The sequence below is a fragment of the Nonomuraea sp. WAC 01424 genome (assembly GCF_003947315.1).
In the GTDB taxonomy this organism is placed as follows: Bacteria; Actinomycetota; Actinomycetes; order Streptosporangiales; family Streptosporangiaceae; genus Nonomuraea; species Nonomuraea spiralis.
This window is the reverse complement of the sequence record NZ_QHHZ01000027.1, coordinates 22,740-35,610: the sequence shown is the minus strand read 5'-3', so window position 1 is coordinate 35,610 and position 12,871 is coordinate 22,740. Positions and strand designations below refer to the sequence as shown.

General features: G+C 69.2%; 10 protein-coding genes. 6 read left to right on the top strand and 4 right to left on the bottom strand.

Going from position 1 to position 12,871, the window contains the following annotated elements; translation table 11 throughout:
- Positions 1-4 precede the first annotated feature (4 nt).
- A complete protein-coding gene (locus tag DMB42_RS48830) occupies positions 5-3,322 on the top strand; it encodes a GH116 family glycosyl hydrolase (RefSeq protein WP_125647836.1) in 3,318 nt (1,105 codons plus the stop codon).
- A 242-nt stretch (positions 3,323-3,564) separates the two neighbouring features.
- Positions 3,565-4,818: a hypothetical protein gene (locus tag DMB42_RS48825; RefSeq protein ID WP_221762703.1), complete on the top strand. Its 1,254-nt coding sequence runs from the start codon at positions 3,565-3,567 to the stop codon at positions 4,816-4,818.
- Positions 4,819-4,881: 63 nt separating this feature from the next.
- Here DMB42_RS48825 and DMB42_RS48820 read toward each other — a convergent pair whose 3' ends face one another.
- From DMB42_RS48820 to DMB42_RS48810, 3 genes are read right to left on the bottom strand one after another with little or no spacing between them, the layout of a single operon-like run.
- Positions 4,882-5,646: an ABC transporter permease gene (locus DMB42_RS48820; protein WP_125647833.1), complete on the bottom strand. Its 765-nt coding sequence runs from the start codon at positions 5,644-5,646 to the stop codon at positions 4,882-4,884.
- Positions 5,647-5,689: 43 nt separating this feature from the next.
- Positions 5,690-7,267 carry an ABC transporter permease subunit gene (locus DMB42_RS48815; protein ID WP_125647830.1) on the bottom strand — a complete coding sequence of 526 codons (1,578 nt, stop codon included), beginning with the start codon at positions 7,265-7,267 and terminating at the stop codon, positions 5,690-5,692.
- Positions 7,264-8,181 (bottom strand): ATP-binding cassette domain-containing protein, encoded by a 918-nt coding sequence (locus DMB42_RS48810; protein ID WP_125647827.1) that lies wholly within the window; start codon positions 8,179-8,181, stop codon positions 7,264-7,266. The genes DMB42_RS48815 and DMB42_RS48810 overlap by 4 nt, the downstream gene beginning before the upstream one ends.
- A gap of 86 nt (positions 8,182-8,267) precedes the next feature.
- Here DMB42_RS48810 and DMB42_RS48805 point away from each other — a divergent pair, with 86 nt between their 5' ends.
- The 3 genes from DMB42_RS48805 to DMB42_RS48795 all read left to right on the top strand — a co-directional run bounded on the left by DMB42_RS48805 (position 8,268) and on the right by DMB42_RS48795 (position 10,802).
- Positions 8,268-9,455: a cell wall metabolism sensor histidine kinase WalK gene (locus DMB42_RS48805; RefSeq protein WP_125647824.1), complete on the top strand. Its 1,188-nt coding sequence runs from the start codon at positions 8,268-8,270 to the stop codon at positions 9,453-9,455.
- Positions 9,452-10,156 carry a response regulator transcription factor gene (locus DMB42_RS48800; RefSeq protein WP_185845268.1) on the top strand — a complete coding sequence of 235 codons (705 nt, stop codon included), beginning with the start codon at positions 9,452-9,454 and terminating at the stop codon, positions 10,154-10,156. The genes DMB42_RS48805 and DMB42_RS48800 overlap by 4 nt, the downstream gene beginning before the upstream one ends.
- 418 nt (positions 10,157-10,574) lie before the next feature.
- Positions 10,575-10,802: a hypothetical protein gene (locus DMB42_RS48795; protein ID WP_125647821.1), complete on the top strand. Its 228-nt coding sequence runs from the start codon at positions 10,575-10,577 to the stop codon at positions 10,800-10,802.
- A gap of 555 nt (positions 10,803-11,357) precedes the next feature.
- Here the strand turns inward: DMB42_RS48795 and DMB42_RS48790 are convergent.
- A complete protein-coding gene (locus tag DMB42_RS48790) occupies positions 11,358-12,224 on the bottom strand; it encodes a hypothetical protein (protein ID WP_125647818.1) in 867 nt (288 codons plus the stop codon).
- A 235-nt stretch (positions 12,225-12,459) separates the two neighbouring features.
- Here DMB42_RS48790 and DMB42_RS53885 point away from each other — a divergent pair, with 235 nt between their 5' ends.
- Positions 12,460-12,615: a hypothetical protein gene (locus DMB42_RS53885; protein WP_185845267.1), complete on the top strand. Its 156-nt coding sequence runs from the start codon at positions 12,460-12,462 to the stop codon at positions 12,613-12,615.
- Positions 12,616-12,871: the final 256 nt, after the last annotated feature.

The following is a 12,871-nucleotide window of genomic DNA, read 5'->3' as shown; positions in this document are numbered from 1 at the left end:
ACCCATGCGCACACCATCCGGACGACTCATCACGTTAGCCGTCGGCGGCCTGCTGGCCCTGCCCGCCGTCGTCGTCGAGATCCCCGCCCAGGCCGCCGGCGCCTTCACCGAGAACTTCGAGAGCGGCACGCTGCCCACGGGCTGGCGGATCGTCTCGGGCTCCTTCGGCCAGCTCATCACCGGCCGGGCCGTCAACCACAACGACAGCAGGCCGTACAACAGGGAGGGCGCCTACCACCTGTCCACCCTGGAGAGTCCCACCCAGACGCCGGACGACGGCTACCGCGGCGTGGTCGTCTCCGGGGCGTTCACCATCGCCCAGCCGGTCGTCTCCATGCTGGTCGGCGGCGGCAGCGGCGCGAACACCTACGTCGCGGTCTGCGCCTACGACGAGTCCAGGCCCGACGGCTGCGGGCAGGAGCTCGCCGTCGCCCGGGGCAACAGCGCCGAAGTCATGGCCCGGCGCCTGCTCGACGTGTCCGCGCACATCGGCGAACGCGCGATCATCAAGGTGGTGGACGACTCCACCAGCGGCTGGGGCCACATCACGGTCGACGACATCCGCAACGACCTGCCCGCCACCCCCGGCGAGGTACGGGTGGCCCGCACGGCGAGCCGGACGACGCTGACCTGGGACCCCGCCATCGGCGGAGGCGTCTACGCGGTCTACCGCTCCACCGAGCGCGACTCCGGCTTCACCAGGCTCGGCGAGGTCTCGGGGACGAGCTTCACCGACGGGGAGACCGGCCCGGACACGGCCTACTTCTACGCCGTGTCCTCGCTCTCGCCGGGCGCCGAGTCCGGCAAGGTGTACGCCTACGCCCGGCCGTACGCCGACCTGCGGGCGCGCGGCGAGACGGTCACCTACGCGGGACGGAACCTCACCGACACCCGCTTCCCCGTGGGCCCGCTCGGCTCGGCCGGCATCGTGCACGACGGCACGGGCGCCCGGCCGACCTGGTGGATCTTCAACAACCTCGGCCGCGGCGGCTGGCACCTCGAGGCCGACACCTACCAGAAGGGCAAGCTGCCCAACAGCTTCTTCGCCGTACGAGCCAAGGCCGCGGGCGGACGGCCGGTGGTGCGGGCGCTGCAGACGACCGGGGTGGGCGCGTTCGAGCCGATGAAGTCGCTCACCCAGCAGGGTGAGTATCCGATCCTGAACTATCAGTACAAGGACGAGTCGCTGCCGGTCGAGGTCTCCACCGAGGTCCTCAACCCGATGATCCCGGGCGACGTCAAGGACTCGGCCATCCCCACCGCGATCTACAACATCACCGTCAAGAACTCGGGCCCGCGGCCCGCCGAGGTGTCGGTGCTGGCCGCGCAGCAGAACGCGGTCGGTTTCAACGGCTACGACACGATCGGCGGCGCGAACAACCGGGTCGTGGCGGGCTACGGGGACAACCGCACCGTGTTCGACGGCAGGAACCTGCGCATGACCGGCAAGCAGGGCGCGGGCGGCATGAACCTCGCCGCGCTGACCGGCGGCGTCACCGGCACCGCCGCCTGGACCACGCTCGATGCCCTGCACGGCGACCTCACCGACGACGGCACGCTCGCCGGCCCCGCCGACGCCGTCAGCCCGGCGGCGAACACCACCGTGGACGGCGCGCTGGCGGCCACGGTGACGCTCCAGCCCGGTGCGTCCAAGACCATCCCCGTCGTGCTGAGCTGGAACTTCCCCGACGCCCAGAACTTCAACGGCGGTCCGGGCCGGCAGTACGAGAACTGGTGGACCGGCGCCGACGCCGTCGCCGGTTACGTGAAGGACAATCTCGACCAGCTGGTCGGCCGGACGAGGCTCTACCACGACACCGTCTACGACTCGAACCTGCCCCAGTACCTGCTCGACCGGGTCACCTCGGCCACCGCGCTGCTGCACACCCCGACCGTGTGGTGGGCCAAGAACGGTTTCTTCGGCGCCCGTGAAGGCTGGGGTTGTTGTCCGGGCATGCCCACCCACGTCTTCCACTACGCCCAGAGCCAGGCGTGGTTGTGGCCCGAGGTCGGGCAGCGCTGGACCCAGCAGTGGCTGGACAACATGGACGCGGCGGGCAAGATCCCTATGCGGTTCGACAGTGACGCCACCTTCACCCTCGACGGGCAGACCGGCGTGATCCTCTCGGCGTACCGGACCTATCAGACCACGGACCGGGCCTGGCTGACGGCGAACTGGCCGAAGATCAAGTCGGCGATGGAGTACGTGGTCGCGCAGGCCGACCCCGACCGGGACGGCGTGCTGACCGGCATCCACAACACCACGCTCGACGGCGGCGAGACCGGCGACGGATCCTGGCTCGGCTCGCTCTACCTGGCCGCCGTCAACGCCTCGGCCAAGATGGCCGAACTCGCCGGCGACGGCACGGCCAAGGCCGGCTACGACACGATCTACGCCTCCGGCCGGACGAAGCAGAGCGAGCGGTTCTTCAACGGCGAGTACTTCCACGAGGTCTACTCGACCCAGGGACACTCCTACGGCGACGGCGTCGAGATCGACATGCTGCTCGGCCAGTGGTGGTCCACTCAGCTCGGCCTCGGCGACATCTACCCGTCCGCCGACATCACCACGGCCGCCAAGAACCTGTTCCACTACAACTTCAAGGAGCACTTCCTCGGCTACGACGACAGCCACCAGTTCCGGCAGTACGTGGAGGAGACCGACGCCGGCCTGCAGATGATGACCTGGCCGAAGAACCCCAAGCCGGGCAACAGCCCGCTCTACTTCGACGAGGTCATGTCCGGATTCGAATATTCGGCGGCGGCGCTGATGCTCCAGCGCGGCCTGCTCGACGAGGGCCTGCGCGTGGTCAAGGCGGTCTCCGACCGTTACGACGGCCGGGCCAGGACCGAGCACATCAGCGCGGAACCGTGCTCGACAGGTGACGGCACCGGCAGCCCGTTCGGTGACGACGAGTGCGGCAAATGGTACGGCAGGACCCTCTCGTCCTGGTCGCTGCTGACCGCGATGCAGGGTTTCACCTTCGACGGGCCCGCCCAGAAGGTGACCTTCGCCCCGACCTGGAAGCCGGAGAACCACCGCTCCTTCTTCAGCACGGGCGCCGCCTGGGGCACGTTCACCCAGAAGCGGGCCGGTGTCACCCAGAACGACGTCCTCACCCTGAAGTACGGCACCGCGACAGTGCGGACGGTCAACCTGGAGCTGGCGGCGGCCGGGACGCCCAAGCACGTCAAGGTGTACCTCGACGGCAGGCCGGTGACCGCCACCGTCACCGCCGAAGGGACGCGCCTGGCTGTGAACCTCTCCCAGCCCGTCACCCTCAAGGCTGGTTCGGCCCTGCGCGTCCACGTCGTGCGATGAACGTCCGGCAGGGCCGGGGCTCGGCGGCAACCGTCAGCCGCCACTCGCTGGTGATCACGAGCCCTGCCTTCGGGCCAGGGTGAAAGCGCGGTGAGGCCCTGTGCGCGCAGCTTCGCGCACAGGGCCTCACCGCGCTCGTTCGGCTGCTATCGCCGGGGGCGGGCATGTTGACGCCGTTGGTGCGGCGTGTTGTGATCCACACATGCGAATTTCGTACTTATTTAGTAGGAAATGAGGCGGTTGTGGGGTTCCTCCAGCGTGCCGCCGCGGTTGCCATGCTCCTGGTGAGCGCGGCGGGCATCCAGGCCGTGCAGAGTGGACCGGCGCAGGCGGCCCTGCCCACCGCCGCCGTCGCGCTCGGCGACAGCTTCATCAGCGGGGAAGGCGCGGGGGACTACCAGCCCGTTGTCGACGCCTCCGGTACGGCACAGGCCTTCCCAGGCTGGTCGGCGGCCAACAGCAACGCCTACTTCTGTCACCGGTCGGCGAACGCCTCGGTGTTCAAGGCATCGCTCCCGGGCATTCAGCAACGTTTCAACCTCGCGTGCTCCGGCGCCCAGCCCGCCGACATCGCCGCCCCCGCCGGCGCGCGGCTCGAGGGCCGCACCGTCGCCTCGCAACTCGATCAGCTGCGCGCCCTCGCCCAGACGTACGACATCGACGTCGTCCTCGTCGGCCTCGGCTCCAACAACACCCAGTTCACCTTCGGCGACGTGGCCACGCTGTGCGCCAACCGGTTCATCGCCGACGCCTGGACGGGCTGGTGGGAGTTCTGGGCCTACCTGAAGGGCGAGGTGCCGCAGAAACCCTGCACCGCCTCGGACCTGGCCACCGACACCGAGGTCGCCGCCGCCACCACCGAGACCACCGCGGCCCTTCGCCAGATCCTCGACACTCTCGACCAGATCGACGCCGACGGCACCCACCAGGTGATTCTGCAGACCTACACCAACCCGCTGCCGCCCGACCTCGCCCCGCAGTACTACGACGAGGACGGCCGTACCGACACCCGCGACAAGTTCCGCGCCCTCGGCGCCGAGCGCTACGCCGCCGGGTGCCCGATCCACCGTGCGAGCCTCGCCCCCGGGCACGTGTTCTCCCAGAACCTCGGCTCCCTGGTCAAGAACACGTACGCCACTCTGGCAGCCGAACGCCCGGCCGCCGACCTGCGCGTACTGGACGTCCAGAAGGCCTTCGACGGGGCCAGGCTCTGCGAGAACCCCGGCAGCCCGGCGGGTGCGCTGGCGACGCCGGTCCGCGTACAGGACGGGCCGTCCGGCACGTTCATCACGAGCCTGTCCGGCTGGGACAAGATCGGCATCCAGCGGGCGGCGAACACCTGCGTCACCTACTTCCAGACCTGCCAGGAGTCGTGGCACCCCAACGTCGCGGGCCACACGGTCCTCGGCCAGTGCCTGACCGGCGCCTTGGCCACGGCGCCCCGCACGATCGTCACGTGCGCCCGTAATGCGAACGGCACGCTCACCATCTCCTGACGTCACCCCGGCTCACGTCCGGCTCGCTGGAGCCGGACGTGTCGCCCGGGATCCGGCCGGCGGCTACGCGTCGCGCATCCGTAGGAGCAGCCCGCCGCCCGGGAGCGCCGCGGTGGCCCAAGCGGCGAGTACGCCCAGGCCGGCCCACGGGCTGAGAGGGAGGCCGGCGAGGTCGGTGGTGGCCTGGATGGCGAGCCCGGCGTTCATCGGGGAGATCCGCCAGAGAAGCCGCTGCCAGTCATCGTCGGCGATCATGAGGATGAGCGCGGGGAAGAGATAGAGCAGGCCGAGCACGACCCCGATGGCGGTGGCGGAGTCCCGTACGGCGGTGGCGACCCCCAGGCTGAACAGGGCGATCAGCGTCAGGTAGAGGACCGAGCCGACGGCGGCGCGCAGCATGGGACCGCTGGTCAGGAGGAGCACGTCGGCGGGGAAGCCGTTGTCGAGCAGGATGCGCCGCGCGGCCAGCGCGGAGGCGAGCACGGCGACGCTCCCGGCGATCAGGGTCAGGCCGGTCAGAATGATCGCCTTGGCGGCCAGGACGCCGGTCCGGCGCGGCATGGCGGTCAGGGTGAGGCGGATCATGCCGGTGCCGTATTCGCCGGTGATCGTCAGGACGGCCAGGACGGCGACGACCGCCTGGCTCACCTGGACCCCGAAGAGGCCGATCTTGGCGGGGTCGTAGCCGCACCCCTGCGAGGCGCAGGACACGACGGCGGAGGCCGCGACGCTGACGGCGACGGTCAGCACCACGATCGCGAGCAGCAGCCGGCCGGTGCCGGTCAGGGTACGGAGTTTCGTCCACTCCGCATGCAGGTGCTCTCTCACGCACTCCTCCCGCGACACCGGAAGAGGTCCCGATGGGGAGGTCTCATGCGTCCCTCCGGCGGAGTCGAAGGACGGCCAAGCCGAGGGCGAGCGCGGTATATCCGGCCAGCACGGCCAGACCGGCCCACGGCGGCAGCGGGTAGAACCCGGCGATGGGCGCGTAATGGCCGAGCACGTGCGCGTACTGCGGGATGCTCTGCTGCGTGGCGAAGCCGGCCGCCGGGGTGAGGCGCAGCAGCCATTGCGCCGCGCTGTCGGGCAGGACCGACGTGGTGGCGAGGACGTGCGGGACCACGATCACCGCGATGGCGGTGATGACCGCCGCGACACTGCGCCGCAGCAGCGCGCCGCCGTCGAGGGCGAGCACGGCGGCCAGCGCGAACAGCGCCGCCATGCCGACCACGATGCGCACCTGGGTGAGCCCGGACACCGGGAGTACGGCGTTGCCGTTGTCGCGCAGGATCCGCCCGCCGACGGTGAAGGTGATCGCGGTGGCGGGCAGGGCGGCGGCGAAGGTGACCAGGCCGAGCGCCAGCGCCTTGGCCGTCAGCGTCCGGCCGCGGCGCGGGCCGGCCAGCAGGGTGATGCGGATCAGGCCGTGCCGGTACTCGGCGGTGATGAACATGACCGCCACCACGATCACCAGGATCAGCCCGGTCAGCGCGCTGCTGAGGGGACGTTCGAGGGTCGGGCCCTCGATGGCCGGCGCGATGTCGCCGACGCCGGTGACCGAGAAGGTGCCGCCGGACCGGTCGGCGCGGCCCGGGTGGTGCTCGACCCCGTCGGGCGCGACGGTGACGCCGATGTCGTCGTCGCGCCATGCGCCGGACGCGTTGCCCTGCAGCTTGACCTGGTCGAACTCGCCGGTGGCTTCGGTGAAGCGGGCCGCCGCGACGGACCCGCCGAGATCTCCCTGCGTGACCGTCAGATCCCCGGGGGAGGTCGCGAACAACCCGATCTGGACGGTCGCCGGTAGCCCGGCCAGGGCCGCGGTGCCGATCTCGGTCCAGTGTGTGCCGTCGGCGGACTCGTACCCGGTGAGGGTGTCGCCGGCGCGGGTCAGCCGCAGCCAGCGCGGTGATTGCGGGGAGACGCCGCCCGGCCGGCCGTCCAGGTCGTGGGTGAAGTTGTGCTGCATCCGCACCCCGTGCGCGCCGGTCATCATCACCGCCGCGTACGCGGAGCCCTGCTCGGTGCTCTCCTTGATCATGACTCCGGCCTTCGCCCACGGCACGAGCCCGGCAACCTCGTTCCGCACCCCTGGGGTGACGTCGGGCTTACGGATCTTGCCGGTCATGGAGGTGAGGCGGACGGTGATGCCGCCGTCCCCGGCCAGCGGCCGATGCACGAAGTAGAACTTGTCGTCCACCGCTTCGCCGTCCGGCCCCGTCAGAGGCGGTGGACAGGCGACCTCGACCGGACCGGCGCCGCACGAGGCGTGGTTGCTGGACGCCGACAACAACCCGAGCAGCACGGTGACCAGCGCCGCTGCCGTCAGGGCGACCACCCAGCCGCGTACCGTCCTGAACTTGGTCCACTCGGCGCGCAGCAACCGCCCGAATCCCCCGGGCCCGGCCTGCGGTTCCGGGCGGTGTGAGGAGCGGGGTGAAATGGTGCTCATCGTGCCGCTCCCCGGTATTCGACGGCGTCGGCGGTGAGGTCCATGTAGGCCTGCTCCAGCGTCACCCGGTGCGTCGCCACCTCGGAGAACGGCACCCCATTGGCGTTGAGTACGGCCACGATGTGCTCCGGGGGCAGCCCTGAGACGACGATCGTGTCGCGATCGGTGACGGCCGTCGTGGCGCCGGCGTGGCCCAGCGCCGACATCGCCGCCGAGCTCGCCGCCGTCCGCAGTGTGACCCGGCCGCGGGAGGCGGTCGTGATGAGATCGGCCACGCTGGTGTCGGCGATGACACGGCCCTTCCCCACCACCACGAGATGGTCGGCGGTGTCCTCCAGTTCGCTCATCAGATGGCTGGACACCAGCACAGCCCGCCCTTCGCCGGCCAGCGACCGGAGGAAGCCGCGCATCCACACGATGCCTTCGGGATCAAGGCCGTTGACCGGCTCGTCCAGCATGAGCACCGGCGGGTCCCCGAGCAGCGCGGCCGCGATGCCGAGCCGCTGGAGCATGCCCAGCGAGAAGCCGCCCGCCCTGCGCCGGGCGGCGGACCGCATCCCCACCTGTTGCAGCACCTCATCGACCCGCCTGCCGTCCAGGCCCTGGGAGTGGGCCAGCCACAGCAGGTGGTTGCGCGCGGTGCGGCTCGGCTGCAGCGCCCCGGCGTCCAGCAGCGCGCCGACGTGGGTGAGCGGGTTGCGCAGGCTGGCGTACGGCCGTCCGCAGACCAGCGCGTGGCCCTCGTCGGCCGCGTCCAAGCCGAGGATCACCCGCATCGTGGTGGACTTGCCCGCCCCGTTGGGGCCGACGAACCCGGTGACCCGGCCGGGCAGCACGGTGAACGACATGCCGTCCAGCGCCAGGGTCGGGCCGAATCGTTTGCGCAGCCCGCTGACTTCGATGGTTGCTCGCATGCGATCGGTTGTACGGACCCGGCTCTAACACGGGCCGAACAGGGGCTGTCACATCGCTGTTAGGTCCGGCACGGCATCCTGGACCCATGCGAAAGTGGCGACGACCGGCGCACACCGTACGACTGCGCCTCACCCTCTTGTACGGCGCCATGTTCCTGCTGTCCGCCGTCGGGCTGCTGGCCATCACCAATCTTGTGGGCCTCGGGGGGACGCGAGTCAGCCGGTCGGCGCCCCTTGAGGCCCTGCCGGTCGAGCCGGCCACGCTCGCCGCCGCCACCGATCGCATCGCATGGCTCCAGGCTCAGCTGTCGGACACCCACGCGGCTCAGGCACGCCAGCTCCTGATCGGCTCGGCGCTGGCACTCGCGGTCATGGCCGTGTTGTCGCTCGTCCTGGGCCGCCTCATCGCCGGCCGGGTGCTGCGCCCCCTACGGATGATCACCGCGGCCACCCGCCGGATCTCCGCCGACAACCTGCACGAGCGGCTGGCCGCCCAGGGCCCGGCCGACGAGGTCAAAGCTCTCGCCGACACCATCGACGAACTGCTGGAACGACTGGAGAACTCATTCGCCGCACAACGCCGGTTCGTCGCCAACGCCTCCCACGAACTCCGCACCCCGCTGGCCACCATGCGCGCGTCCCTGGACGTGGCCCTGGCCAAGCCGGAGCCCGTACCCGTGCAGACCGCCGCGCTGGCCGACCGGCTCCGCACCGAGCTCGACCAGGTCGACCGGCTGCTCGAAGGTTTCCTCATGCTCGCCCGCACCCAGCACGTCGCCCTGACCGACCGCACGACGCTCTCGCTCCGCCATCTGGCGACCGCCGCCCTGGACGCCCGGGCCGCCGACATCACCGCCGGCAACCTCACCGTCCACTCCGCGGGCCTCGTCGACGACAGCGCGTGGACGCAGGGAAACAGCACACTCCTCACCCGGATGATCGACAACGTCATCGACAACGCCATCACCCACAACCACGAAAGCGGCTGGATCCGCCTCGCCGCCACCACCGACGGCACAACAGCTCAGCTCGTCGTCGAGACCGGCGGACGCCTCCTCGACCAGCGGCAGGTCGACCGGCTGGCTCAGCCCTTCCAGCGACTCGGCGCCGACCGTACCCACTCCGGCAACGGCTCCGGGCTCGGCCTTTCGATCGTCGCGACCATCGCCGCCGCACACGGCGGCACCCTCGACCTGCGGGCCCGGCCAGAAGGCGGTCTCCGCGTCGCCATCTCGCTGCCGGCGGCGGCCGTGCCGGCGGAGGTCGCGGCATGAGGGTGCTCGTGGTGGAGGACGCCCGCTCCCTGGCCGCCGTACTCGTCGAAGGTCTGAGCGATCAGGGCATGGCCGTGGACGTGGCCCACGACGGCCTGGAGGCCGCCGCCAAGCTGGACCTCAACGCCTACGACGTGGTCGTCCTCGACCGCGACCTGCCGGGCATCCACGGCGACACCCTCTGCCAGATGATCACTCAACGCGACGACCGCGTCATGATCCTGATGCTGACCGCAGCCGACGCGCCCGTCGACCGCGTCACCGGCCTGACCATGGGCGCCGACGACTACCTGGCCAAGCCCTTCCACTTCCCCGAGCTGGTGCTGCGCATCCGCTCCCTGGCCCGCCGCCAGCCTGCCGCCCGGCCCCGCACGCTGCGCGCGGCCGGGATCGAGCTCGACCCGCTGCGCCGTACCGTCACCCGCGACGGCCGCCACCTGGACCTGTCGGTCAAGGAGTTCGCCCTGCTCGAAGCCCTCCTCCGCGCCGCTCCCGCGTTCCTCAGCGCCGAGGACCTGCTCGAACAGGTGTGGGACGAGCACGCCAACCCCCTGACCAACACCGTCACGGTCACCATCGGCCGCCTCCGCCGCAAACTCGGCGAGCCCTCGGCCATCACCACCACGCCCGGGGTGGGGTACCGGATCACGGCCCCCGATCTCCGCGGAGATCGGTCATCCGACTCCCCGGCCGGCGCGTGAGAATCCGCGATGAGGCATCGACCATGGATCACGACAAACTCGGCGCTACGGCCTCTCGCCCTGGCCGGGCACAGCGCCCCCGACCCGCAGGCGCCGGCAGGTGACCTTGCATCCGGCCACGTCCAGGACACACGATTCGAGGTCGAGGATGGTGGGGCGCCCAGGGGGCTCGATCCCGGAACCTACGGATGCAAGATCCAGTTCGAGCCGTTCCGGATCGTTCAATGCAGGTCGACGGGCATGGAGGCTCTGCTCTGAACGGGCCGGTACGGGCTTGACCCGCAACAGGGACTGCAACTGACGGTTGATCGTCTGCGATGCGGCGTCGGTACGCTCTTGCCATGTACAGCATGCGTTGGCCGGACTGTTTCGACGAGCAGGCTCTTCTTGTCGAGTCCAAGGGCTGGTCGCGGATGTCTTGATCGAGTGGAACGGGCAGTGCTACCGGCCAGTGTTCTACGATCCGGTCCGACTCGGGCAAGAAGTCGCCGACGAGCTGGCACGTGGTACGGGCTTCTTCAGAGAGCCCAACCTCGTCGTGGTTGACCAAGTCACACGCGACTGTATGGAGGCCGCCATCACAGCGCTCGCCGACAACGGCTTCAACATGCTCCCTGAACGGGACCAGCCGGAATCAGTGCATTGAAGAAGACGCCCCGATCCAGGTCCGGAGCTTCGACCTGCGGGCGCGGTGTGTCCGTGGACGTTCGCCGAAGTTCAAGATCGTCCGCTTGGGTGGCTCCCAAGCCATGCGTCGGAGCTGAGGTTCGCTGACTGGGCGTGTTGGCGACATCCCTACGCAGGCTCTGTTCAATGAGCATCCACCTTGGTCCCGGGCTTTGATCAACTCCCGAATGAGCTCACGGGCGTTGGAGTCCTGTTTCGCGATCACTCTCAGAGGGCCAACCGCCTCCCTCACGCGTTCGACAATCGCCGCGACGACGTAGATCCTCCCTCCCTTCTGATCGGTGTACGACTCGAATCCAGGCTCAGGTCGGAAACATCCCCACCAATCGAAGAGGACGCCAAGAGCGGCGTTCCTCGGCGGCCCAGGATGCTTAGCGATGATCTCCAATAACACATCGGTGCCGGCTACGGCTGCCGGGTAGAGAGTCCCTGCTTGATCGTTCCCTACCGCTGATCGAAACCACCTTGGCCCTGGGGTCGCTGCTCAATCCACAGCTTGCGGATTCATGGAGACTCAGATCCCACCAATCGCAGCCAACTCCCTCGCCGTGGCGGGGCGGAGCATCGGCAAAATGGAAGGCAGGTCAGCCTCTGACACCGTGTCGCTCGCCACCTGCACGAGGGCGCCGCCATGCCTCGCAAAAACTCGCGTGCTGGAGCTTTCTGTGCGCACCCAGACGTCCGTTGACACTTGTCGGCAGACCCCGGTTATGTCGGGCCTGTGGGTCACATCTGGCACAGGTTCGGTGCAAGCGGCCTGTGGGGAGGCCACTGTCCTCGGCATGACATAGAGCTCGATCTCCGCTTGGTCGCGTAGCCGGGCATAGCCAAGTTCGATGGACGGCAGCCCCATCTCCCATTCTCCGAACCACTCTGTCAGGTAAATGGATCGATACTGCTGAGAGCCAAGGTCTATCAGTGGGAGGCCGGATTGAGTGAGCCTCCGCTCTCCCGCCGCCTCGCTGATCGCGTCGCGGTTCCAGAACATACCGACGAACCCGATGATGAGTGCGCCGATTACTGAGAAGCGAAGTGTTCGATCCATCTGCACCATAATGGCCGTCGCCGCCACATGGCCGCCGACTCCAATGGTGGCAAAAAGGAGGCTACCGCGAAGTACACCGAGATCCATGATGTCAGGGAGCGTCAGGTCCCGAAGCGCGAGAACGATGATCGCAATGTTGACGAACGGAGCCAGAGCTGCCACCAGCCACCAACGCGGCAATCTGATAAGCCATCCGAGTAGCAAGCCCGCACCGAACGGCGCAAGTAGCATCACATTTGTGCCGGTGAAGTCGTCCTCCGACCTGTTGAGGTAAAGGAAGACCTCCATCAGCCCAATCACGCTTCCCACGATTACGGCCCGGCATAAGGCGTTCATGTGCGGATTGTAGGTCTTGAGGACCCTCCCCTGCCCAGCCCCGATGGCGCAGGCAGCACGGAGAGTTCCAGGCAATCCGGTGGTCCAGGGCTGAGGAACGAAGCCCTGGACCTTCGATCGCCCCCGACCCTGTATGGCGACCGGCCATGATGTGGCGATCGTGAGGGCTGCATCTGTGCGGCGGCGTGGCACCCCCAGGCCGCACGCCCGGACGGCGGGCGGGCGGAGGGCCGGGGTGCGGCAGCGCGCCGCGCCGCCGCTTGAATACGCCGTGGAGTCGGAGGAGCTTTCGGCAAATCCCCTCCACAAGGTCAAGTTCCGCAAGGCCAAGGTGAGCGGCGAGGTTGATCGGCGCTCCGTCATCAACCCCGGGCAGGGATGGGAACGCTGACGGCGGTCGCCTGCGTCGGACGCTCGCGCGCTCCGATGCTGCGGGCGCTGTTCGCCTGCACGTACTTCGGTGCCCTTCGACCGGGAGAGGCGGCAGGCCTCCGGCACGACGACCGCTTGCTCCCAAAGAAGGGGTGGGGCTTGCTCACCCTTCAGAAGACCCGACCGGAGAGCGTCAAGCGCTACGCGGACTGAGGGGAGAGGCACGACGAGCGGGGCCTGAGGCATCGCGACGTGAAGACCACCCGCGTCGTGCC

What these genes read in the sequence shown, in the direction of transcription:
- DMB42_RS48830 (WP_125647836.1), top strand. Translation starts at nt 5, where the DNA reads ATGCGCACACCATCCGGACGACTCATCACGTTAGCCGTCGGCGGCCTG.
- DMB42_RS48805 (WP_125647824.1), top strand. Translation starts at nt 8,268, where the DNA reads ATGCGAAAGTGGCGACGACCGGCGCACACCGTACGACTGCGCCTCACC.
- DMB42_RS48815 (WP_125647830.1), bottom strand. Translation starts at nt 7,267, where the DNA reads ATGAGCACCATTTCACCCCGCTCCTCACACCGCCCGGAACCGCAGGCC.
- DMB42_RS48810 (WP_125647827.1), bottom strand. Translation starts at nt 8,181, where the DNA reads ATGCGAGCAACCATCGAAGTCAGCGGGCTGCGCAAACGATTCGGCCCG.
- DMB42_RS48800 (WP_185845268.1), top strand. Translation starts at nt 9,452, where the DNA reads ATGAGGGTGCTCGTGGTGGAGGACGCCCGCTCCCTGGCCGCCGTACTC.
- DMB42_RS48790 (WP_125647818.1), bottom strand. Translation starts at nt 12,224, where the DNA reads ATGAACGCCTTATGCCGGGCCGTAATCGTGGGAAGCGTGATTGGGCTG.